The 23204-nt window shown below is 64.7% G+C and carries 25 protein-coding genes; 22 read left to right on the top strand and 3 right to left on the bottom strand.

Annotated features, from left to right (window positions below; genetic code table 11):
• Positions 1-18: 18 nt before the first annotated feature.
• Genes fliN through motA form a run of 3 tightly spaced genes read right to left on the bottom strand, consistent with a single transcriptional unit; the run spans position 19 to position 2278 of the window.
• Positions 19-405, bottom strand: coding sequence for a flagellar motor switch protein FliN (fliN, locus tag FJ948_RS11935; RefSeq protein ID WP_140704531.1), 387 nt, complete (start codon positions 403-405; stop codon positions 19-21).
• 17 nt (positions 406-422) lie between these two features.
• On the bottom strand, positions 423-1370 hold the full coding sequence (locus FJ948_RS11930) for a FliM/FliN family flagellar motor switch protein (protein ID WP_140705034.1): 948 nt from the start codon (positions 1368-1370) through the stop codon (positions 423-425).
• Positions 1371-1402: 32 nt separating this feature from the next.
• Positions 1403-2278 (bottom strand): flagellar motor stator protein MotA, encoded by an 876-nt coding sequence (gene motA / locus FJ948_RS11925; protein ID WP_140704529.1) that lies wholly within the window; start codon positions 2276-2278, stop codon positions 1403-1405.
• Positions 2279-2422: 144 nt separating this feature from the next.
• Here motA and FJ948_RS11920 point away from each other — a divergent pair, with 144 nt between their 5' ends.
• The 22 genes from FJ948_RS11920 (at position 2423) to FJ948_RS11815 (ending at position 23110) form a co-directional block, all read left to right on the top strand.
• Positions 2423-4234 carry a DUF1217 domain-containing protein gene (locus tag FJ948_RS11920; protein ID WP_140704527.1) on the top strand — a complete coding sequence of 604 codons (1812 nt, stop codon included), beginning with the start codon at positions 2423-2425 and terminating at the stop codon, positions 4232-4234.
• Positions 4235-4236: 2 nt separating this feature from the next.
• Positions 4237-4962, top strand: coding sequence for a flagellar basal-body rod protein FlgF (gene flgF / locus FJ948_RS11915; protein WP_140704525.1), 726 nt, complete (start codon positions 4237-4239; stop codon positions 4960-4962).
• A gap of 1 nt (position 4963) precedes the next feature.
• Positions 4964-6364 (top strand): flagellar protein export ATPase FliI, encoded by a 1401-nt coding sequence (fliI, locus tag FJ948_RS11910; protein WP_140704523.1) that lies wholly within the window; start codon positions 4964-4966, stop codon positions 6362-6364.
• Positions 6345-7178, top strand: a complete 834-nt coding sequence (locus tag FJ948_RS11905; RefSeq protein ID WP_140704521.1) for a hypothetical protein — start codon at positions 6345-6347, stop codon at positions 7176-7178. Before fliI ends, FJ948_RS11905 begins: the two co-directional genes overlap by 20 nt.
• Before the next feature lie 73 nt (positions 7179-7251).
• Entirely contained in the window at positions 7252-7632 is a 381-nt protein-coding gene (gene flgB, locus FJ948_RS11900; RefSeq protein ID WP_140704519.1) for a flagellar basal body rod protein FlgB, read from the top strand.
• 2 nt (positions 7633-7634) lie between these two features.
• Positions 7635-8051 (top strand): flagellar basal body rod protein FlgC, encoded by a 417-nt coding sequence (flgC, locus tag FJ948_RS11895; RefSeq protein ID WP_140704517.1) that lies wholly within the window; start codon positions 7635-7637, stop codon positions 8049-8051.
• On the top strand, positions 8048-8371 hold the full coding sequence (locus tag FJ948_RS11890; protein ID WP_181173643.1) for a flagellar hook-basal body complex protein FliE: 324 nt from the start codon (positions 8048-8050) through the stop codon (positions 8369-8371). The genes flgC and FJ948_RS11890 overlap by 4 nt, the downstream gene beginning before the upstream one ends.
• 10 nt (positions 8372-8381) lie before the next feature.
• A complete protein-coding gene (gene flgG / locus FJ948_RS11885) occupies positions 8382-9170 on the top strand; it encodes a flagellar basal-body rod protein FlgG (protein ID WP_140704515.1) in 789 nt (262 codons plus the stop codon).
• A gap of 6 nt (positions 9171-9176) precedes the next feature.
• Positions 9177-9713 carry a flagellar basal body P-ring formation chaperone FlgA gene (flgA, locus tag FJ948_RS11880; RefSeq protein ID WP_181173642.1) on the top strand — a complete coding sequence of 179 codons (537 nt, stop codon included), beginning with the start codon at positions 9177-9179 and terminating at the stop codon, positions 9711-9713.
• Positions 9710-10951, top strand: coding sequence for a flagellar basal body P-ring protein FlgI (locus FJ948_RS11875; RefSeq protein WP_140704511.1), 1242 nt, complete (start codon positions 9710-9712; stop codon positions 10949-10951). Before flgA ends, FJ948_RS11875 begins: the two co-directional genes overlap by 4 nt.
• 2 nt (positions 10952-10953) lie before the next feature.
• Positions 10954-11535: a MotE family protein gene (locus FJ948_RS11870; RefSeq protein ID WP_140704509.1), complete on the top strand. Its 582-nt coding sequence runs from the start codon at positions 10954-10956 to the stop codon at positions 11533-11535.
• Positions 11532-12236: a flagellar basal body L-ring protein FlgH gene (gene flgH, locus FJ948_RS11865; RefSeq protein ID WP_140704507.1), complete on the top strand. Its 705-nt coding sequence runs from the start codon at positions 11532-11534 to the stop codon at positions 12234-12236. The genes FJ948_RS11870 and flgH overlap by 4 nt, the downstream gene beginning before the upstream one ends.
• A 36-nt stretch (positions 12237-12272) precedes the next feature.
• Positions 12273-12767 carry a flagellar basal body-associated FliL family protein gene (locus FJ948_RS11860; protein WP_140704505.1) on the top strand — a complete coding sequence of 165 codons (495 nt, stop codon included), beginning with the start codon at positions 12273-12275 and terminating at the stop codon, positions 12765-12767.
• Positions 12764-13495: a flagellar type III secretion system pore protein FliP gene (fliP, locus tag FJ948_RS11855; RefSeq protein ID WP_023770451.1), complete on the top strand. Its 732-nt coding sequence runs from the start codon at positions 12764-12766 to the stop codon at positions 13493-13495. The genes FJ948_RS11860 and fliP overlap by 4 nt, the downstream gene beginning before the upstream one ends.
• 243 nt (positions 13496-13738) lie before the next feature.
• Positions 13739-14734 (top strand): flagellin, encoded by a 996-nt coding sequence (locus FJ948_RS11850; protein WP_140704503.1) that lies wholly within the window; start codon positions 13739-13741, stop codon positions 14732-14734.
• 274 nt (positions 14735-15008) lie between these two features.
• Positions 15009-16082 carry a flagellin gene (locus tag FJ948_RS11845; RefSeq protein WP_140704501.1) on the top strand — a complete coding sequence of 358 codons (1074 nt, stop codon included), beginning with the start codon at positions 15009-15011 and terminating at the stop codon, positions 16080-16082.
• 130 nt (positions 16083-16212) lie between these two features.
• A complete protein-coding gene (gene fliF, locus FJ948_RS11840; RefSeq protein WP_140704499.1) occupies positions 16213-17862 on the top strand; it encodes a flagellar basal-body MS-ring/collar protein FliF in 1650 nt (549 codons plus the stop codon).
• A 3-nt stretch (positions 17863-17865) separates the two neighbouring features.
• Positions 17866-18483, top strand: coding sequence for a hypothetical protein (locus FJ948_RS11835; RefSeq protein ID WP_140704497.1), 618 nt, complete (start codon positions 17866-17868; stop codon positions 18481-18483).
• Positions 18480-19859, top strand: a complete 1380-nt coding sequence (locus tag FJ948_RS11830) for a MotB family protein (RefSeq protein ID WP_140704495.1) — start codon at positions 18480-18482, stop codon at positions 19857-19859. Before FJ948_RS11835 ends, FJ948_RS11830 begins: the two co-directional genes overlap by 4 nt.
• Positions 19856-21226 (top strand): chemotaxis protein MotC, encoded by a 1371-nt coding sequence (locus tag FJ948_RS11825; RefSeq protein ID WP_140704493.1) that lies wholly within the window; start codon positions 19856-19858, stop codon positions 21224-21226. The genes FJ948_RS11830 and FJ948_RS11825 overlap by 4 nt, the downstream gene beginning before the upstream one ends.
• A complete protein-coding gene (locus tag FJ948_RS11820) occupies positions 21223-22593 on the top strand; it encodes a flagellar hook-length control protein FliK (RefSeq protein ID WP_140704491.1) in 1371 nt (456 codons plus the stop codon). The genes FJ948_RS11825 and FJ948_RS11820 overlap by 4 nt, the downstream gene beginning before the upstream one ends.
• Positions 22523-23110 carry a transglycosylase SLT domain-containing protein gene (locus tag FJ948_RS11815; protein WP_224539229.1) on the top strand — a complete coding sequence of 196 codons (588 nt, stop codon included), beginning with the start codon at positions 22523-22525 and terminating at the stop codon, positions 23108-23110. Before FJ948_RS11820 ends, FJ948_RS11815 begins: the two co-directional genes overlap by 71 nt.
• The last annotated feature ends 94 nt before the right edge of the window (positions 23111-23204 follow it).

The following is a 23204-nucleotide window of genomic DNA, read 5'->3' as shown; positions in this document are numbered from 1 at the left end:
GAGCTCCGCGATCCATGTCTAGGCGCCCTTCGTGCCGGCGATGATTTCGGTCAGCCTGATGCCGAAGCGCGAAGGGTCGCTTTCGAGCACCGTGATCTCGCCACGCGCTATTTTGCGGCCGTTCACCACGACATCGACCGGCTCGCCGATGCGGCGGTTGAGCGCGACCGTCGACCCCTTCTGCAGCGCCATCAGATCGGCGACCGCCATCTCGGTGCTGCCGAGGATGATCTGGACATCGACCGGGATGTTCATGATGACGCTTGAATTTGCCGATGCCGCGGCCCTGGCCGCCATCTCGGGGCGCTGCTCTTCTTCGTGCAGGACCCCGCGCAGTTCCTCGATGGCGCGATCGAGCTGCTCGTCCGGCTGGTCGGGCTCTGCTTCTACCTTGGTCTTGGCCATGCCTCGTCTCCAAAAACTCAGGCGCGCCCGGCACCGGCCGGCATGAGCCCATCGATGAAATCCTGCCCGGCATCGAAAGGATGCCTGATTCGGACGGTGTAATTCTGCCCCAGTTTGCCGAACTCGCATACGAACAGCGTCTGGCCGCGCGCGCCGAGGCGAGCCCGTGATTGCGCCGTCTCGTCGAAATCGATGACCTGGCCCACTTCGAGTTTGGCGAGATCTCCAAGCGTCAGCCGCGTCAGCGGCATGGTCGCTTCGAGCGCCACGGTCGAGCGCATCACCTCTTCCGAAAAGCGCGCCCGCCAACTAGCGCCGGGATCGTCCTCGCCGACGCCGGCCGTGCCGTCACGGCCGGCCAGCACGATACGCTGCGGCATCGTCACCGTGATCGAGCCGCTGTCGACCGACGTCGAAATACCGAGGACGATGCGGATCGCGGCACCGTCGCGCAAGACGTGCCGCCTGGCCTCGATGCCCGACATGGCGCGCGGCACCGGCAGCCGCAGTTCGAGCGAGCGTCGCCCCGATCCGTTCAGCGCCTGCGCCACCTCCTGGAACACCATGGTCGAGACATCGGCCTCGATCGACGACAGGTCGCGCTCGATCGGCGACACCGGCATATCGGGGTCGCCGCCGAACAGCGTCGAGACGATGATCGCGATCGCCGGAGCATCGATGACGAGCGTCATCGCGTCCGAGGACGCCTGCGAGCCGACCACGGTCATGGCGAAGGTCTCGCCGGCGCGCGACCGCGCCTCGGGGACACGGCTGACCTCCACGGCCCTGAGGTCGACGATCACGGGAGCGCCAAGCTCGCTCGAGAGCGCCTTCTGCAGCAGCGGCACGGCGCGTTCGGCCATGGCGCGGCCGGCGTCGATGACCTGGGCGGCCTCGCCGCTGTCGCCGACCAGGCGCTCGATGATCAGCGAGCGCGCTTGCGCGGGGCTGCCCGGACTGGTCATGGCCGTGTCGGCACCGATCTGTCGCGCATCGCTCAAGCGGCCTTCTTCTCGGTGGTGCCGGTGTTCATCGTGCTTTGCTCGACGGCATCGATGGTCGGCCGCTCATAGGAGGAGATGGTCTTGCGGCCGAACTCGATCGCCACCTGCGGCAGGGCGCCGTTCATATAGGCCAGCAGCGTCTGCTTGACGATGATGTAGAGGCGGTTCTTCTTCTCGCGCACCGTCTTGATCTTGGTGGCGACGGGTCCGACCACGGCATAGGACAGGAAGATGCCGAGGAAGGTGCCGACCAGCGCGGCGCCGATCAGGCCGCCAAGAATTTCCGGCGACTGGTCAAGCGCGCCCATCGCCTTGACCACGCCGAGCACGGCCGCGACGATGCCCAGCGCCGGCAAGCCGTCGCCGACCGCGACCAACGCGTGATAGGCCTTCATCTTGTCGGACTTGATGGTCTGGATTTCCTCGTCCATCAGCGCCTCGATCTCGTGCGAACGGGCATTGCCGATGATGATGATGCGGCAGTAGTCGCAGATGAAATTCATCAGGTCGTGGTTCTTGAGCACGGTCGGAAAGGCCTGGAAGATCGCCGACTCCTCCGGATTGTCGATATGCGCCTCGACCTCGCTGCGCGACTTGGAGCGCAGCTCGCGCATCAGGCTGTGCAGCACGCCGAGCGTTTCCAGATAGTCCTGCTCCTTCGGCACCGCCTGTTTGAAGGCTTCCAGGATACCCCTGCCGGTATCCTTGACCGTCTTCATCGGATTGGCGACCAGGAAGGTGCCGAGCGCCGCGCCGCAGATGACCACGGCTTCCCACGGCTGGACCAGCACGTGCAGATGCCCGCCCATGGCCATGAAGCCGCCGAGGACGCAGCCGAGCGTCACCACAAGTCCAATCAGAATGCCCACGACCGGTCCTTCCGCATTTCACGTCGAGCAAGGGATAGTCCCCGTGCCTTGTGTGAGGCTTGAATCCGAACGCTGGACGCGATTCAGTTTCGCGCAAGGAAGTGGGCTTATTGTGCTGGCATAGCTTCGGCCGGAGGCGTGCACTTGCTCAGTACCTATACCAGCTACCAGTTGATCACCAAAGACATCAACAAGTCGATCGACCGCATCGAGCAACAGCCGACGGTCGATCGCGAGACGCAATATTATCTGGCCAACATCACCAAGGTGAAATCGATCGACGATTTCGTCAAGAATGACCGGCTGTTCAAGTACGCCATGAAGGCCTACGGGCTCGAGGACATGGCCTACGCCAAGGCGTTCATGGTCAAGGCGCTCAAGGAAGGCGTCACCGATCCCGACAGTTTCGCCAACAAGCTGACCGACAAGCGCTACGCCGCGTTCGTCAGCGCCTTCAACTTCGCCGCCAACGGCGCCAATGCGACCATCTACAACAAGGCCCAGCAACTGGTCACGGGCAACTATGCGCTGCAGGTCCAGATCGGCGCCTCGCAAACGGGGCTCGCTTACTACCAGAGCGAAACCTCTTACTACGTCACCAACATCTCCAAGGTTAAGTCGATCGACGACCTGATGGGCAACAGCCGCCTGCTGACATACGCGATGGCCGCGTTCGGCCTGGACGCGGAGACCGAACCGGCCGCAACCGTCAGGGCGATGCTCGAAGGTGGCGTCAGCGACCCCAACAGTCCCGCCAACAAACTGACCGACAAGAGCTACGCCAACTTTGTCTCGGCCTTCGACTTCGCCCAGTATGGCGACCAGACGACCACGCGCGATGCCGTCCAGCAGGCGGTGCCGCAAGGATACGTGGCCGGAACCGGACTGAAATTGGTCGAGCCGAGCGCCCAGTATATCAAGGGCGAGGCGGACTATTACTCGGCAAACATCTCCAAGGTGAAGTCGATCGACGACCTCATGGCGGACAAGCGGCTGCTCACCTTCGCCATGGCTTCCTATGGATTGGATGCATCGACCGAAACGCCGTTGCAGATCAGCACGATGCTGGCGGGAGGCGTCAGCGATCCGAGCAGCCCGGCAAACAAGCTGACGGACAAACGCTACGCCAACTTCGTCACGGCGTTCAACTTTGCCCAATATGGCGATCAGACAACGTCGCGCGACGAGGTGCTGAAAGACACGCCGAAGATCTACACCACGGGGTCGGCGCTTGGCCTGATCCCGCCTAACGCGGACACCATCAAGTCGGAGACCGCCTACTACCTTGCCAACGTCACCAACGTGAAATCCATCGACGACCTGATGGCCAACAGCCGCTTGTACAATTATGCGCTGTCGGCTTACGCACTCGATCCGGCGACGGAAAGCAAGGATCTCATCCGCAGCGTCTTGGCCGGCGGCGTTCGCGACGCCGACAGCGTCGCCAACAAGATGACGAACAAGGCCTATGCCGGGCTCGCCACCGCCTTCAACTTCGAACAATACGGCGAGGCCGCCACCACCATCAATGCCGCGCAGCAGCCGACCGTCGACAAGTACATGCGTCAAACGCTGGAGGAGGATGCCGGCAAGACCAATGAAGGCGTGCGGCTGGCGCTCTATTTCAACCGCAAGGCGCCTGACATCACCAGCTGGTACGACGTGCTGGCCGACACCGCGCTCGCCAGCGTGGTGCGCACCGCGCTCGGACTGCCCGATTCCTTCGCCACCGCCGACATCGACAAGCAGGCGCAGCTGTTCGAACAGAAGCTCGACCTCTCGGATTTCACCGACCCTGTGAAACTGAACAAATTCCTGACCCGCTTCACCAGCATGTACGAGATCAACAACCCGACCTCGCCGGCGGTGACATCGATCAGCGTGCTTTTCGCCAAACCGGTCACATCGGGCATCTCCACCGACCTGATGATGGCCATGCAGAAATTGAAGTTCTGATCATGCGAGACAGTCTCTACGTCGCCCTCTCCGCCCAGATGGCCCTCGAGCGCCGGCTCGACACGATCGCCGACAATGTCGCCAACGCCAACACCGTCGGCTTTCGCGCTACCGGCGTGAAGTTCGAGGACGTGGTGTCGGGTACCGGGCAGAAATCGGTTTCGTTCGCCTCCTCCGGCAAGACCTTTCTGTCTGGAGCCCACGGCGCCATGACCGAGACCGGCAACCCGTTCGATTTCGCCATCCAGGGCGACGCCTGGTTCGCCATCGACACGCCGGCCGGCACCGTCATGACCCGCGACGGCCGCTTCTCGATGAACGAGAATGGCGAACTGATGTCGGTCGAGGGCCACCCGGTGCTCGACGCCGGCGGCGCGCCGATCCAGCTCGATCCCCGCAACGGCCCGCCCAAGGCTGGCTCCGACGGCTCACTGCGCCAGAACGACCAGCTCGTCGGCTCGATCGGCCTCTACAATTTCGACCCGGGCGAGAACTTCGTGCGCTACGGCAATTCCGGCATTGTGCCAGCACGCACGCCCGAGCCGGTCACCGACCGCTCCGACATCGGCGTCGCCCAGGGTTTCGTCGAGGAATCCAACGTCAATCCGGTGCTGGAAATGACGCGGTTGATCATGGTCCAGCGCGCCTTCGAGAACACCGCCGCGCTGATGCGGCAGACCGATTCCTCCTCCGACGAGGCGATAAAGACGCTCGGCTCGAAGTCGTAGCATGTCGCCGGAGCAGCCATCCATTCGCGCACCCGAAAGACAGCTCCAGCCGGCGCCGGAGCATCGGCTTGCCGCGTTGGAGCGGGTTATCAGGCGCTTCGGCGACGGCGACGGGCTGGTCAAGCGCGGCGGCCTCGTCACCGAAGTCACATCGACGCATTACAAGGTACGCGGCCTGTCCGACTTCGCCAGGCTCGGCGACATTGTCGAGCAGCGTGGCCAGGCCGGCACGCGCCGCGGCGAGATCGTCAAGATCAGCCGCGACGAGATTGTGATCGCCCCCTTCGAGCGCAGCGCCGACGCCGGCATCGGCGATGCCGTGTTCCGCAGGGGGCCGCTGGCGGTGGCGCCGCACGCCTCGTGGCGCGGCCGCGCCATCGACGCGCTCACCAGGGCGATCGATGGCGGTCCGCCTCTGGTCAGGGGCGCCGACATGTCGGCGGCCGGCGCGACACCCGGCGCCATGGCGCGGCAGCGCGTCGGCACCGCCTTCATGACCGGCGTCAAGGTCATCGACATCTTCACGCCGCTCTGCTTCGGCCAGCGCATGGGCGTCTTCGCCGGCTCCGGCGTCGGCAAGTCGACGCTGCTTGCCATGCTCGCCGGCGCCGACGCGTTCGACACCGTCGTCGTGGCGCTGATCGGTGAACGCGGCCGCGAGGTTCGCGAATTCCTCGAGGACACGATCGGCGACAGCATGGCCAAGACCGTCGCCGTCGTCGCCACCAGCGACGAGAGCGCCATGATGCGCCGGCGCGCGCCCGACACCGCCATGCGCGTGGCCGAGCATTTTCGCGACCAGGGCCAGCGCGTGCTTCTGGTGCTGGATTCGATCACCCGCTTCGCGCACGCGCTGCGCGAGGTGGCGACGGGAACGGGCGAGCCACCGGTCGCGCGCGGCTATCCCGCCTCGGTCTTCACCGAACTGCCCAAGCTGTTGGAACGCGCCGGACCCGGGGCCGAAGGCAAAGGCTCGATCACCGCCATCATTTCCGTGCTGGTCGATGGCGACGACCACAATGATCCGGTCGCCGATTCCGTGCGCGGCATCCTCGATGGCCATGTCGTGCTCGACCGCGCGATCGCCGAACAGGGCCGCTATCCGCCCGTCAATCCGCTGTCGTCCATATCGCGGCTGGCCGGCAAGGCCTGGAGCGTCGAACAGCGAGCCCTGGTGACGCGGCTGAAATCGATGATCTCCCGCTTCGAGGACACGCGCGACATCCGCCTGCTCGGCGCCTACCAGGGCGGCGTCGACGCCGAACTCGACATGGCTGTGCGCCAGGTGCCCGTGATCTATGAGGCGCTGACGCAATCGCCCAGGGACCGTCCGTCCGCCGATCCGTTCTCCGACCTTGCCCGCCATCTCAAGGGAAAGCAGAATGCCGAACCAGGAGACTGAACGCCAGTACACCGAGCGCCTCCTGAACGAGATGATCGCCGAGGCGAACGCCGCCGAGCAGGCTCGGGCGGAGGAGGCCAGGCTCGCCAAGGCAAATGTCGCCAGCGCCATTGCCGCCAGGACCGCGGCTGTTCTGGCCAGGGCCGTCAAACCGGCTCTGCCGAGATCCGAACCCGTTCTGGTCCGGCCTGCCCATTCCTCAATGCCCGTCGTTCCCGGTGTCAGCGCTCCCGAGATCACCCAGGCAAGCCGCGAAACGCTGATCGAAGACCTTTTTTCCGCCGCCGAATGGCCGCAACCGCCAAAGGCGCAATTTCCGAGATTGAGAAAGAAGGCGGACCGGCGCAGCGATCTTGTCATCGCCGCCCTCGGCGTCACGCTTGGCCTGATCTGCGCCCTGTTTCCCTGGTACATCTTCTTCAATCAGGACCAATTCGGCGTGCAGGCGATCAAGTTCGGCGGCACAGGCACCAATTCGGGACGTGCAGGCGGCGGCGTGGTCGCCGAGCGAAGCGCGCCACTGACCGCCAAGGACGTTCCCAACGCCGGTGTCGACCTGTTTGCCACCGGCACGGTGCAGGACGATTCCAAATCGGAGCCGCCCGGCGACCAGCCCTTCCCCGCCGACATCGCGAAGTTTCGCATGGTCCATGTCGCCAACGGCCGGGCCATGATCGAGGACGACACCGGCCTGTGGATGGTCCAGCGCGGTTCGACGCTGCCGGATTCCAGCAAGGTATCGGCGATCGAGCAGCGCAATGGCAAATGGGTCATGCTCACCAGCGCCAACCAGGTGATCGAGCTTTCCCGGTAAGGCCGCCACGACCATCCGCAAGGTCCGCGCAAGACTGACGGCCTAGTCTTCGAGCACATGCCCGGAGATTCCCATGGAGCCCGTTTCCCTTTTCGATCTCGCCGCTAAGCAAGCGCAGTGGCTGTCGGTGCGTCAGTCGGCGGTCGCCGGCAACATCGCCAATGCCAACACGCCGGGCTACACGGCAAACGACGTCGAGCCGTTCGAGAAGGTGCTCGACCGCACCGCCGTGTCGCTCCAGATCACCGAGCCCGGCCATCTCGGCAACGCGGCGACCAATGCCGGCTTCTCCATCAAGCCGCAGGAAGACGACGGCGTGATCATGCCGTCCAAGAACACGGTCGTGCTTGAAGACCAGCTTCTCAAGGCCGGCGAGGTGCGCCGCTCCTTCGAACTCAACACGGCCATTGTCAAGGCATTCCACTCGATGATGATGATGGCGGTGAAGAGCTGACCATGGACGCACTGACCGCAGCCCTCAAAGTCGCAGCATCAGGCCTCGGCGCCCAGTCCGAGCGCCTGCGCGTGGTTTCTGAAAACCTCGCCAACGCCCAGTCGACAGGCACCACGCCCGGCGCGGACCCGTATCGCCGCAAGACCATCAGCTTCGTCTCCGAACTCGACCGGGCCTCCGGCAGTTCCACGGTCGAGGTGAACTCGATCGACCGCGACCCGAGCAACTTTCCCGTCGAATTCCAGCCCGGCAACGAGGCCGCCGACGAGAAGGGCTACGTCAAGATGCCCAATGTCAACGTGCTGATCGAAATGGCCGACATGACCGAGGCCAACCGCTCCTACGAGGCCAACCTGCAAGTCGTGAAGCAGGCGCGTGACCTCATTTCAATGACCATCGACCTGATGAGGAACCAATGATCGTCAACGGCATCGGCGCGCTTAACCTGAAGCCTGGGCTGGGCGACACGACGACCGACCTGCTGCAAGGCGGCGTTGCGCCGGCGGCATCGGGCAACCTCGGAACCTCTTTCGCCGAAGCAGTGGGCCAGGCCGCCTCCAAGACCGTGAACACGCTGCAGAATGCCGAGCAGGTATCGCTGCAGGCGCTCAAGGGCGATGCCGATACCCGCCAGGTGGTCGACGCCGTGATGAGCGCCCAGCAGGCGCTGCAAACCGCCGTCGCCATCCGCGACAAGGTCGTTTCGGCCTATCTCGAAGTCAGTCGCATGGGTATCTGAGGAGCAGGCCATGAAAGCACTCGCCATCGCCGCCACCGGCATGAACGCCCAGCAGACAAATCTGGAAGTCATCGCCAACAACATCGCCAACATCAACACCACCGGCTACAAGCGGGCGCGTGCCGAATTCTCCGACCTGCTCTACCAGGTCGACCGCACGCAAGGCGTGCCCAACCGCTCCAACGCCTCGCTGGTGCCGGAAGGCGTTTCGATCGGTCTCGGCGTCAAGACCACCGCCGTGCGCAACGTCCACACACAGGGCGAACTGACCAGCACCGGCAACAGTTTCGACATGGCGCTCACCGGCAGGGGCTGGTTCCAGATCGAGGGCGCCGATGGCGGCACGCTCTACACGCGCGCCGGCGCCTTCAACACCAACGCCACCGGCCAGCTGGTGACGGTCGACGGCGCCAGCGTCATTCCGGCCATCACCGTGCCGGTCGACGCCGTCGAGGTCATCGTCAACAAAACCGGCCAGGTCTTTGCCCGCATCGACGGTCAGACCGACCTGCAGAACCTCGGTCAGCTCCAGATCGTCAACTTCGCCAACGAGGCGGGTCTGGCGCCGCTCGGCGACAATCTCTTCCAGGAAACGACGGCTTCGGGTCCGGCCAATGTCGGCGTGCCCGGCGATCCCGGCTTCGCCACCATCCAGCAAGGCTATCTCGAAGCCTCCAACGTCGACCCAGTCAAGGAAATCACCGAGCTGATCTCGGCGCAGCGCGCCTATGAGATGAATTCGAAGGTCATCCAGGCCGCCGACGACATGGCCTCCGTCGTCTCCAAGAACATCAGGTAACGGATGATGGCCATGCCGATATCCTGCTCCGCATTCCGCCGCGCCGCGCTGATCCTTGCGCTGGTGGCCGGCGGCATGCCGGCTTTCGCCCAGGATTCGGCAAGCCAATCGACAGGGCAGTCTGCCACCCAGATCGCCAGCAGCCAGCCTGCCGGCGAGGTCGTGCTGATCCCCAACCGCGTTATCTATCCCGGCGAGACCATCGAACTCGCCGCCCTGAAACAGGTCACCCTCATCGCCGGCAAGCACAAACCCGATGCGGTGGCGACCCGTTCCGAGGAACTCCAGGGCAAGATCGCCAAGCGCACGCTGCTGCCCGGTCGCTACATCCCGTCCGCCGCCATCCGCGAGGCCTGGCTTGTCGAGCAGGGTGCCGCCGTGCAGGTCTTCTTCGTCGCCGGCGGGCTGACGATCACGGCCACGGCCGTGACCTTGCAGCCGGGCTCGGCCGGCGACTTCATCAAGGTTCGCAACAGCGACAGCGGCAAGATCCTCTCCGGCACGGTGATGGCCGACGGCACCGTCCAGGTCGGCGCTTCATGATGCGGCCGTTTGCCCTTCTGCTCGCGGCGGCGCTTGGCCTGCAGCCGGCGCTGGCCGACGGCCTGACGCCCAAGGCCAAGCGCGAACTCGCCGCCAGGAATGGCGGTGTCTACAACGATCCGGAATATGATCCGGCCACCACCACGCGCATGTTCCGCGTTTCGCCCGGGCCGAGCCAACTGCCGCCGGGCCAGGTCGCCTCGCGCATCAAGGACATCGCGCAACTCCAGAGTTCGCGCGACAACCAGCTCGTCGGCTACGGCCTCGTCATCGGGCTCGCCGGATCCGGCGACAGCCTGCGCAACTCGCCGTTCACCGAACAGTCGATCCGCGCCATGCTCGAAAATCTCGGCATCGCCACCGAAGGCGGCAGCGCGCGTGCCAAAAACGTCGCCGCCGTCATCGTCACCGCCAACATGCCGCCCTATGTGCAGTCGGGCGCCCGCATCGACATCGACGTCTCCTCCATGGGCGACGCCACCTCGCTTGCCGGCGGCACGCTGATCATGACGCCCCTGAAGGCGGCGGACGGCGAGATCTACGCCGTCGGCCAGGGCGCGGTCATCGTTTCCGGTTTCACCGCGCAGGGCCAGGCCGAGCAGCTGACGCAAGGCGTGCCGACCGCCGGACGGGTGCCGAACGGCGCCATCGTCGAGCGGCAGGTGAAGGCCGAGTTCGACGACCAGTCGACTCTGACGCTGCAATTGCGCAATCCCGATTTTTCGACCGCCATCCGCATCGCCGACGCGATCAATGATTATACCGCCCAGCGCTTCGGCATGCGCGTGGCGGCCGAGCGCGATTCCCGCACGGTGCAGATCAGGCGGCCGAAGAGCGTCTCGGCGGCCCGCTTCTATGCCGAGATCGAGAATCTGGTGGTCGAATCCGACACGCCGGCCCGCGTCGTCATCGATGAGCGCACCGGCACCATCGTCATCGGCAACGACGTCAAGATCTCGCGTGTCGCCATCAGCCACGGCACGCTCACGGTGCGCATCACGGAAGCGCCGCGCGTCGTGCAGCCCGAACCCTTCTCCAAGGGCGAAACCGCCGTCGAACCGTTCACCGCCATCGATGCCAGCCGGCCCAACGCCCGCGTCGCCGTGCTCGACGGACCCGACCTACAAACCCTCGTTTCCGGCCTCAATCGTCTCGGCGTCAAGCCGGACGGCATCATTGCCATCCTGCAAGGGATCAAGTCGGCCGGCGCCCTGCAAGCCGACCTGGTTCTCCAATAGCCATGCCGATGATCTCCTCCCCCCCGTCCCGTGCAAGACACCGCTCCGGTGCCATCCTGTTTGCGGTCGCGCTGATGGCCTTGGCCGCTCTCGGCAGCGCGCGCGCGGACGACACCGTCCGCCAGGTTCTGCCCGGAGCGCAGCCCGCTGTGGCGCCGCTGCAATTGACGCGGGAGAAAGCGCCGGACCAGAGCGAGATCGAGCGCTTCTGCTCCAACATCGCCGACGCCGCGCGCGACCGCCGCTATGCCTTGCAGGCGGAAGAGCTGAAACAGCTCCAGGCCGGCATCGACGAGCGCATGAAGGCCCTCGATGCAAAGAAGGCCGAATATGAAAGCTGGCTGAAGCGGCGCGAGGTGTTTCTGGCGCGGGCGGAGGACAGCGTCGTCAAGATCTATGCCGGCATGAAGCCTGACGCGGCGGCCGAACGCCTGGCGATCGTCAACGCCGACCTGGCCGCTGCCATCCTGATGAAGCTCGATTCACGCAAGGCCGGCGTCATCCTCAACGAAATGGACCAGAAGGCGGCGGCGACGCTCACCGGCATCATGGCCAGCGCAGCCCGAAGGGTAGATCCGTCATGATCCGCAGAATGCTCATCCTGTGCGCGGCGGCAGCCTTGTCCGGCTGCGGCACCAACTTCAAGGAGATCGGCAGGGAACCGGCGCTGTCGCCGGTCGGGTCCGGCATCGGCAGCGACGGGGTAGCGCCCTACAGCTATCCCCAGCCGCCCGCCACCCCGGTCAAGAAGTTCTCGCTATGGGACGACCGCCAGAGCCGGCTGTTCACCGATCCGAGGGCCCTGCGCGAAGGCGACATCCTGACCGTCAGGATCAAGCTCAACGACAAGGCCAACTTCAAGAACCAGAACGACCGGAGCCGCACCGCCGCGCGCAAGCTGGGCTATGACGTCACGCTCGGATGGGAAGGCAACAGCACGAGCGGCAAAGGCGACGCCGGCTTGAGCTCCAGCACCGAAACCAACGCCGACGGCGAAATCAAGCGCTCCGAAAACCTGGAGCTCAATGTCGCGGCCGTGGTCACCGAGGTCCTGCCCAACGGCAATTTGATGATCAGGGGTTCACAGGAAGTGCGCGTCAACTACGAGCTCAGGGTGCTCACCATCGCCGGTATGGTGCGCCCGTCCGATATCGGCGCGGAGAACACCATCTCTTATGAACGCATCGCCGAGGCACGCATCTCCTATGGCGGCCGTGGCCGCGTCAGCGAGGTCCAGCAGCCGGCATATGGCCAGCAGGTCCTCGATCAGGTTCTTCCGTTCTAGTTTTTGGCCTTCTGGGGGATTGGAGAGCGCAGCACCGTGGCCAATGTCGAACAGGTTCAGCCTCGCAAGGGTCCTTCCCTTGCCGTCCAGGGTGCCATGCTGGCCATGGTTACCGTGGCCGCCATCGGCATGGGCTGGATGTCGGGCGGTTACCTCAAGGGCGTCGGCGCACCATCATCGGTGCCCGTTGCGCCTGAAAATGAGGGCAAGGTCCCCCAGCCTGAAGCCGAAAAACAGCCTGGCACCGGGCCGACGCTCGTCGCACTGGCGCCGATCACCACCAACATCGCCTCGCCCGCGGACACCTGGATCAGGATGGAAGTGTCCGTGGTCTATGACGTTCCACAGCCGCCGGCGATGGCGGAGGATATCCAGCAGGATCTTCTGGCCTTCGTGCGCACCCTCAAGATGCACCAGATCGAAGGCGCCAGCGGCTTCCAGCACCTGAAGGCCGATCTCGACGAACGCGCCTCGATCCGCAGTCAGGGGCACGTCAAACAGGTTCTCGTTAGGACATTGCTGCTCGAATGAGAAAATTCCTCCTTGCCGCGGCACTGATCGGTGCCGCCACCTCCGTCGCGGCGGCCCAGCAACTGGACCTTGGCGGCATCGGCAAGGCCGATGGCGCCACCGTCGGTTACATCATCCAGATGTTCGGCCTGCTTACCGTCTTGTCGGTGGCGCCGGGGCTGCTGATCATGGTGACCAGCTTCACCCGCTTCGTCATCGCCTTCTCGATCCTGCGTGCCGGCATCGGCCTGCAATCGACGCCGGCGAACCTCATCCTCATTTCGCTGTCGCTGTTCATGACCTTCTATGTCATGGCGCCGACCTTCGATCAGGCGTGGAACACCGGCGTCAAGCCGTTGATGGACAACCAGATCAGCCAGACCGAGGCCTTCGAGAAGATTTCCGATCCGTTCCGCACCTTCATGCTGCACAATGTGCGCGACAAGGATTTCGACCTTTTCGCCGACCTCGCGCGCGAACGCGGCCAGACCGTTGCCAAGGAGACGGTCGACCTGCGCATCCTGGTCCCGGCCTTCATGATCTCCGAAATCCGCCGCGGCTTCGAGATCGGCTTCCTGATCGTGCTGCCATTCCTGGTCATCGACCTGATCGTGGCGACCATCACCATGGCGATGGGCATGATGATGCTGCCGCCCACGGTCGTGTCGTTGCCGTTCAAGATCCTGTTCTTCGTCCTGATCGACGGCTGGAACCTGCTCGTCGGCAGCCTGGTGCGCTCTTTCACCTGATCCTCCGCGCCCGGCATGGTAAGCCGCCTGCCCGAGGAACCGGACGGCGCGTCGCGTCATCGAATTTTCTCCGAATTATTTTCGATTAACCGTCCGGTTTAGTCCTTTGGTAGGGACTCGCCGCCATAGTCGCTCGCAGATGGCGGGTGACCCAAACGCAACGGTCATTGGCATGATGCCGCTCCGTCATACCGGACACACCGGTATGCAAAAAACACCCTGTAAAACAAGGTACGAGTAGCCATGGCCAGTATCATGACCAACGCTTCGGCGTTGACCGCTCTGCAGAGCTTGAACGCCACCCAGAAGAACCTCGACACCACCCAGGCCCGCATCTCGACGGGTTACCGCGTCTCCCAGGCTTCGGACAACGCCGCCTACTGGTCGATCGCCACCACGATGCGTTCCGACAACTCGGCCATGTCCACCGTTTCGGACGCGCTCGGCCTCGGCGCCTCGAAGGTCGACACCGCCTACACCGGCATGGACAGCGCGATCACGACCATCAACCAGATCCAGCAGAAGCTGACCGCATCCTACGGCCAGACGGACGCCTCCAAGGAAAAGACCCAGGTCGAAATCGCCGCTCTTCAGAACCAGTTGAAGGCCTATGCCGACGGCGCCACCTTCTCCGGCACCAACATGCTGTCGGTCAACAGCGGCGCGACCGCCACGACCGCGGCCGACGTCAAGATCGTTTCGGCCTTCAACCGCAGCGCCACCGGCGCGGTTTCGATCTCTACGATCGACGTCAACGTGGAAAGCATCAAGCTGTATGAAGCCGGCACCGCTACGGGCGTGTCGAAGGGTATCCTCGACGCCGACCGCCTCGGCACCGACGGCAGCGTCGCGGCCGCGGCCTCGAACCCGACCCTGGGCGCCGCTGCGGCGGCTACCGACACCTATTCGGTCGCCAGCCTGAAGATCTTCTCGGGCACCACGGCTGCGAGCGATACCCAGATCCAGGCGATGATGAACGTCGTCGACGCCGCGCTGAAGGGCATGACCAACGCCGCGACCAAGCTCGGCGCCGCCAAGAGCTCGATCGACCTGCAGAAGACCTTCACCTCGAGCCTGATGGACTCCATCGATCGCGGTGTCGGCCAGCTCGTCGACGCCGACATGAACAAGGAATCGACCCGCCTCCAGGCCCTGCAGGTTCAGCAGCAGCTCGGCGTCCAGGCACTGTCGATCGCCAACGGCTCGTCGCAGTCGATCCTGTCGCTCTTCCGCGGCTGATCCCTTTCGACCGACCAAAACAGGCAAACGGGCCGCGCCAAAAGCGCGGCCCGTTTTGCGTTTGCTCCAGCCCCGCGCAACCCTCGTTTCTTAACCCTCGAAAGCTGGCTTTTAACAAGCCGTTAACCATAACGCGCTAGTCATGGTTAACCAATGACTTACAACGGTTTGCCGAATCGGCCATCGGGGCGGCGGCAATCCACGGGCGGGTCGAGCGGCTCGCGAGGGCAACGCCGGTTTTGAGAAAGACCGGCCTGAAAAAGGAGCGAGTTTCTTGGCGAGCATCATGACGAACGCGGCTGCGTTGACCGCACTTCAAAGCCTTAACGCCACCAACAAATCGCTCGAGCAGACGCAGTCCCGAATCTCGACGGGCTACAGGGTCTCCGAGGCCTCCGACAACGCCGCCTACTGGTCGATCGCCACGACGATGCGCTCCGACAACCAGGCGCTCTCGACGGTGCAGGACGCGCTTGGCCTCGGCGCCTCGAAGGTCGACACCGCCTACACCGGCATGAACAATGCGCTGGATACGATTGGCAAGATCAAGACCAAGCTGCTTTCGACCATTGGCCAGACTGCTGCCAACAAGGCGAAGACGCAGACCGAGATCACGGCCCTTCAGGCGCAGATGAAGTCATTTGCCGATGCCGCGACCTTTTCGGGTTCGAATTACCTCTCTGTGACATCAACCCAGGTCAGCGCTGCCAACGATGGCGTCCAGGCCGACGCCAAGATCGTCTCATCGTTCAATCGCTCCTCGTCTGGCGCCATCTCGCTCGGCACGATCGACATCGATGTCGAGAGCACCAAGCTGTTCGATTCCGGTCTCTCCACCGCCGTCAAGAACCAGGGCACGCTCGACCGTCAGACCTCGGTCTACTCCACGGCCGCCGCCCAGAGCCTGTACGACAACGCCTATTCGACAGCACTCGCCGGCGGCGCCACGGACATCGCCGCCAACACCGCCGGCCAGACCGCGGCCGCGGCGAGCACCGCCACCAAGATCGACAACGTCTCGGCCTTCAATCTCGACATCACGGCGGCCGGCGTGACCGACGACATCATTACCCAGATGGTCGGCAAGATCGACAAGGTCATGAGCCAGCTGACCGACTCCGCCACAATCCTCGGTTCGGCCAAAAGCAGCATCGATCTGCAGAAGACCTTCACGCAGAGCCTGATGGACTCCATCGACCGCGGCGTCGGCCAGCTCGTCGATGCCGACATGAACAAGGAATCGACCCGCCTCCAGGCGCTGCAGGTTCAGCAGCAGCTCGGCATCCAGTCGCTGTCGATCGCCAACAGCTCCTCGCAGTCGATCCTGTCGCTGTTCAAGAACGGCTAGTCCGGCCTAGCTGACGGATAGTTCTACTTGCAATTCCGGGCCGCGCCGCAAGCGCGGCCCGATTTCATTTTCGCACAAGCTTCGAGGGCTAGTGTTCCGGCGGACAAGTCATGCTGGGAGTCGCTCAACCGTGCCGGAACAGATCCAGAGCATCATCTCGAATCTTCGCGGCTTTGGCGTCAGGCGCCTGGCCATGCTGGCGGGCATCGCTGTCCTGGTGATGGGCGTCATCGGCATTGCCTCGGTCTACCTCAACCGCCCGGCCTACGACACGCTCTATGTCGGGCTCGACCGCTCCGACGTGAACCAGATCGGCCTTGTGCTGGGCGAGGCCGGTATCGGCTTCGACGTCGGCGCCGACGGAACCTCCGTGCTGGTGCCGGCAGGCACCACGGCGCAGGCGCGCATGCTGCTTGCCGAAAAGGGCCTGCCGACCAGCGCCAATGCCGGCTACGAACTGTTCGACAATGTCGGCGCGATGGGTCTCACCTCCTTTATGCAGCAGATCACCCGGGTGCGCGCGCTCGAGGGCGAGATCGCCCGCACCATCCAGTCCATATCAGGCATCAAGGCGGCACGCGTCCACATCGTCATGTCCGAGCGCGCCAATTTCCGCCGCGACGAACAGCAGCCCTCCGCCTCGGTCGTCATCCGCTATGCCGGCATCGACGCGGAGAAGAGCGCAATGTCGATCCGCCACCTCGTCGCCGCCGCCGTCCCCGGCCTGTCGGCCGACAAGGTGACGGTGCTCGATTCCAACGGCAACCTTTTGGCCGCGGGCGATGATCCCTCCAACACCAGCGCCGCCCGCACGCTCGGCGTCGAGCAGACGGTGGAGGCGCAGATCGGCGACAACATCCGCCGCGCGCTGACACCCTATCTCGGCCCGGACAATTTCCGCGCCAGCGTCAAGGCCGACGTCAACACCGATACCCGTCAGACCGAGGAGACGATCTTCGATCCGGAGTCACGCGTCGAACGCTCGGTGCAGTCGGTGCGCGCCAACGAGAACAGCAACCAGAAACAGGCCTCCACCCCGGCCAGCGTCGAACAGAACCTGCCGGAGACCCAGGCGACCAGCACCGAAGGTCCGCAGACTTCCTCGGCGAACGACCGCAAGGAGGAGATCACCAATTACGAGATCAACTCCAAGAAGATCGCCACTGTCTCCAACGGCTATACCGTCACCAAGATGTCGATCGCCGTCGTCGTCAACCAGGACCGGCTGAAGACGATCCTGGGCAAGGATGCGACGCCGGAACAGATCGCCAAACGCGTCGCCGAAATCCAGAAAATGGTGAGCTCCGCCACGGGCTTCGACGACAAGCGCGGCGACGTCATCGACGTCTCGGCGGTGGAGTTCATCGACGGGCTGGACGGAGAGGCGATCCCGCAGGCCGGAATGCTGGATTCCATCGGCCAGCATGCCGGCACGCTGATCAATGCCGGCGCCTTCATCGTCGTGGTGTTCCTGGTCGCCTTCTTCGGCTTGCGGCCGATGGCGGCCGCGCTGACGGCCAAGGCGACGCCCGCCTTGGCGGGCCCCAATTTTGATGAAGTGCAGCGATCGTTGCCCACGCCGGAGGCAGCCGCCTCCGCCGATGCGGGCGCCGCCATCGGTGCCTTGCCCGGCACGCGAGCCGGCGCCACACCGCTCGACGATCTGCGCCAGAAGATCAGGCCGGCGCCGCAGGAACGGCTTGCCCGCATGGTCGACATCAACGAGGAACGCACCGCGCAGATCCTGCGCAAATGGGCGGCCCAGGAAGTCGCGGCGTAAACCATGCCCTCCGTAGCCCTCTTCGATCTTCTCCCGGATTTCGGCACGCGCGCGCAACGTGCCAGCCAGCCGCAGCCCGCCGAGCAAAAGCCCGAGGCGGCGGCACCGCCTGCCGATATCGGCACGCTGATCGCCGAAGCGGTCGCCCAGGCGGAGGCAGCACTTGGCGAACGGCTTGCCGCGGCCCATGAAGCGGCGCTGGAAGCGGAACGCCAGGCAAACGCCGAGGAGGCGAAGGCTTTTCTCGACAGTTTTGGCGGCGACGTCGGCAAGGCGGTCTCGTCGTGCATCGATGCCATGGAGGCGCGCGTGACGGATCTTGCCGCCGCCACCGTCGCCCGCATCATCGGCGGCGTTGTTAGCGACGATCTGCGCCAGCGCTCGCTTGAAGCGCTCGCCAGCGCGATCCGCGAAGCCGTGGGAGATAGCGAGGCGATGCGCATCGTTGTCCGCGGACCGCTCTCGCTATTCGAAACGCTGAAGGCCGCGCTTGGGTCCCGCGCCGCAAACCTCGACTTCATCGAGGCGCCCGGCTTCGACCTGACCGTCACCATCGATGAGGCCGTGTTCGAGACGCGTATGGCCGAATGGTCGGCAACCCTGTCCGAGGTCCTGTCATGAGCGTCGCCGAAGCCGATCATGGCAGGCACGAGATCATCATCGTGCGGCGCGGCCATGACGACCACGACGAGGGTCATCACGGCGGCGTCTGGAAGATCGCCTTCGCCGACTTCATGACCGCGATGATGTGCTTCTTCCTTGTCATGTGGCTGATCAATGCCGCCAACGAACAGACCAAGACGGCCGTCGCCAGCTACTTCAACCCCGTCAAGCTGGTCGACCGCGAGTCGAGCCGCAAGGGCCTCAAGGATCTCGGCAATGGACCGCGCACGGCCGGGCTGACGGCTGACGACGCGCAGGAAGCGACAACCAAGGCGGGACAAGACGGCATTGGCGCAGCCGGCTCATCCCACCGCAAACAGGACAAGCAGGAGCCGCAACAGTCGCTACAGTCCGACGAGCATCTGTTCGCCGACCCCTATGCGGTTCTCTCGGAGATCGCCACTGATACCGGCGTCATGCAGAATGTCAGCCAGAAGGGCGATGGCGGCGCGCAGAATTCCGGCCCGGCGACCGGCGCTTCCGGCGGCGCTTCCTACCGCGATCCCTTCGAACCGGACTTCTGGTCGCAGCAGGTCGCCGCGCCCGGCGCCGAGGCGAGTGCCCAGCGTCCCAGGATCGAGGGCGACCCGCTGAAGCCCGGCGACAAGCCGGCCGAGACTGAGGTCGCCAAGGTCAAGGCCGTGCCGCTGGCGCCGCCCGTCAAGGACGCACCGCTCGAGCCCCTGGCAGGAGAGGTCAAGGACGCCACCACGACTATGGTCAAGGCCGACAACGGCAAGGCTGGCGATCACAAGGCGGGCAACACCAAGGCCGCAGACGGCAAGGCCGCGGATGTGGCCAAGGCGAGCACGGACGCCGCGAAACAGGAGGCCGCGAAATCGGAGGCGACGGACAAGGCTCCGACCGCCGCCGCGCTGAAGGCGGCCGCCAACGTCAAGCAGCAGCTCGCCGATGCCTTCAAGCCCGGCGACAAGCTGCATGATGGTGTCTCAGTCGAAGCCACCGACAAGGGTGTCGTCATCTCCATCACCGATCAGCTCGACTTCGGCATGTTCGAGGTCGGCTCGGCGGTGCCGAGCCGCGAGCTGGTACTGGCGATGGAAAAGATCGGCCGGATCGTCAACAGCCAGAAAGGCACCATCAGCATCAACGGCCACACCGATGCGCGTCCCTTCCGCAGTGGCAGCTACGACAATTGGCGGCTGTCGACGGCGCGCGCACACTCCGCCTATTACATGCTCGTGCGTGGCGGCGTCGATGAACGCCGCATCACCGAGGTTGCCGGCTTCGCGGATCGCCAGCCCAAGGATGCCGCTGATCCGCTGTCGGCGGCCAACCGCCGCATCGAGATCCTGATGGCGACCGGCGGATGAAGCGGGCGGCGCTCACCAGCCGCCTGATGGGCCTGTTGCTGCTGGCCACGGCTTGTCCGTCGGCGGGCCTCGCCCAGGACACGCTGCAGCCTTATCAGCTGGTGCGCTCGTTGCAGCTCGTCCAGGACCGTATCGCGGCCGGCGATCATGCCGCGATGCCGATGCAGGCCAAGCTGCTCGAGATGACCGATGCGCGGCTGCGCGCGGCGGACGCCGAGGATTTCAAGGATGCCAAGAATTTTCGCGCGCTCCTCGTCTACGGCATGAGCGGCGGCAATCCGGTGACCGTCGAAGCGGCCGTGTCGCGTGCCGCCTCCGACCCACGGAACCTTGCCATCGCCAAGGGCGTGATCGACTATCTGAACGGCCGGCCCGGCGAGGCGATCGAAGCCTTAAGGCCGATCGACCCGATGACCCTGCCCAGCGATCTCGGCGCATTCCTCGCTCTGGTCAAAGGGTCTCTGCTTGCCACGGACCAGCCGGCGGCCGCGCTCACATTGCTCGATGAAGCCAAGCTGCTCAGCCCCGGCACGCTGGTCGAGGAAGCGGCGCTACGGCGCTCGGTCGGCATCGCCGTCACGCAAGGCGACGCGGCACGGTTCGCGCGGGTCTCTACCCAATATGTCGAGCGCTACCTCTATTCGCCCTACGCCAGCCAGTTCGCCGACTCCTTTGTCTCCGGCGTCATCGCGCTGCACATGTCGATCAGCCAGGACAAGCTTGCCGACATCACCTCGATGATGGATGCCGAGCGTGAGAAGGTGATCTATCTGCGCATCGCTCGCCGTGCCGCGATCGACGGCATGAGCGACTTGTCGGCCTTCGCCGCGGCTCGGGCCGAACAGGGCCGCGACGGCAACACCAATCAGGGCGATCCGCGCGCCCTGCTCTATTCCAGCCTGTCCACCGTGACCTCCGACACGATCGAGGACGTGCGCGCCAAACTGGGCAAGATCGACCGCGGCAAATTGTCGGACGGCGATCGCGCCTTGCTCGACGCGGCTCAGGCCATCGCCGGCGAAGTGGTGGCGCCACCCGCTTCGCTTCCGACCCCGAGTCCGGCGCTCGCCCCGGCCATGCCATCGCCCGAACCCGAGACTGCCGCCGCGTCGACCACCGATGCCGCCGGCTTGCCGCCCGTCGAGGGTGCCGTTTCCGAAGAACCGGCGGTTGCGCCATCCCTGGACGCGGCAGCGGCAACGCCGAGCGCATCAGCGCCAGCAACCGAGGCGGCAACCGTCCTGCCGGCATCGGCGCCGGCGGCTGCGGCAAGCAGCGACACGGCCGACCCGACCGACGCCGCCATGACGAAAACCCGTCGACAGCTCGACCTGATCGACCAGATGCTTGGAGCCGCTCCAAAATGACCCCCAGCCTCGGCCCGGCCCAGCCAGGATTTACCGCCGCGCGCACAGCCGAGCAGCCGGCTGCGTCCGCAAAGATGGACGATTCCGGATTCGGCAAGATGGTGCATGGCAACGCAAGTCCGGCCCATTCGGAAAAGCAGCCACCGTCGGAGGCAAACTCGCGCGATCCGCGTTGGAACAGGCTTGCCGCGGAACTTGCGGCAAAGGCGGGCGAGGACGAGCCGATGCCTACCGCCAAGGCAAGGCCGAGCGGATCGCAGGCCGCGAAATACACGAAGGACGGCAAGGACGCCGCGACGGAGAAGGATGCCGATGCCGATGCGTCGGCAACCGGCGCAGGCGCGACGCCGCTCGACGAGCATCTGCCCCTGCTGATGGCGTTTCATGACCTGCGCCATTTCTCGACATCGGCCAGATCGGCCGACCCGAGCGCGGTCGGAACAGGACAGGACGCCGCTATCGATGGACAGCTTCCGCCGGATCGGCAGAAATCCGTCGCCGGGCTTGGCGATCTCGAATCCGTGTCCAAATCCGAACGCGTATCGCTCGTCGACGGGCCGTTGACCAGGCTCGACGGCAAGCTCGTCCGCGATGCCGCAAGCGCGCCAAGACAGGACAGCATGATCGCGGCCGGCCCGCTGCCCGAGACGGCGCCAGCGGAGGTGCCGGGCGTGGAGACGAAACAGGCCGCGCCGCACATGAAATCCATCGCCGACCTTCAGTCCTCATTGCGATCCGAGCCAGGAAAACAGTTGTCGGGGGCGACACGCGTCGACGTCGTTTCCGAGCGCAGCTTCCCCGCGCCGCCGCAGGCACCGATGAGCCAGGCGGCCCTCAACGTGATCGGCGCGATTTCAGCCGATGGCGGCCCGGGCCAGGCGCTCTCGACGGCTTCCGCGAGCGCTCAACTGACGGGCTCTGTTGCCGTTCCGACACATGTGTTGAAGATCGAACTTCACCCGGCCGAACTGGGCATGGTCACGGCCCATCTGCGGCTCTCCGGAGAACAACTGTCGATTGAGTTGAAGCCCGAAACACACGATGCCTATCGCCGGCTTTCGAGCGACAGCGAGGCGATCGTCAAGTCGCTGCGCGGGCTGGGCTTCGAGGTTGATAAGGTGACCATCATGCAACCCTCGATAGCAGTTCTCTCTACAACCCGCCCGGAAACCGCGGCGTCCCTGAGCGCGGCGCCCGGCCGCGATCCGTCATCCTTCCAGCCCGGAAATCCCGGCGGCGGCAATGGTGGAGCCGGCGGCCAGCAGTCCGGTCAGCAATCCGCAAGGGGTAGCCATGATGAAGCGCAAGCACACGGCCGCGCCGCTTCGCCTTCTCGCGAGCGCGCTGGCGGCGATATATTTATCTAGCCTCGCCAACAACGCCGGCGCCGCCACCAATCCTTGCGAGCCCGAGATCTTGCGTGCCGCCGACCGTTATGGCGTGCCCGCCGGCATCCTCTACGCCGTCGGGTTGACGGAAACCGGCAACAAGGGCAGCCTCCAACCTAATGCCTTGAATATAGAGGGAAAAGCAGTCTTCCCGAGAAGCCGGACCGAAGCGCTTGCCGCCTTCGCCAACGCCCAGCGCGAGGGCAAGACGCTGATCGATCTCGGCTGCATGCAGATCAACCATCACTACCACGCCTCGCATTTCCGCAGCGTCGAGGACATGCTCGACCCACGCCAGAATGTCGACTATGCCGCGCGCTTCCTGGCCAGCCTCCATGCCCGCCACGAGACCTGGTCTATGGCCGTCGCCCGCTATCATGCCGGTCCCGACAACGATCCGGCGCAGAAGGTCTATGTCTGCAGGGTCATCGCCAACATGGTCGCCACCGGCTTTGGCAAATGGACGACGAACGCTCGTACCTTCTGCAACCCGTAAGCGCATTTTCTGCTTCTAATACATCAATCCCCTGGCTGCGAAGCTGCCGGCACGACTTGGTCAAGACTTGGACCCGCAAGCATATCTGGCTGCA

It is taken from the genome of Mesorhizobium sp. B2-3-12, from assembly GCF_006442205.1.
Classification (GTDB): Bacteria; Pseudomonadota; Alphaproteobacteria; order Rhizobiales; family Rhizobiaceae; genus Mesorhizobium.
This window is presented reverse-complemented; position numbering and strand designations above follow the sequence as displayed.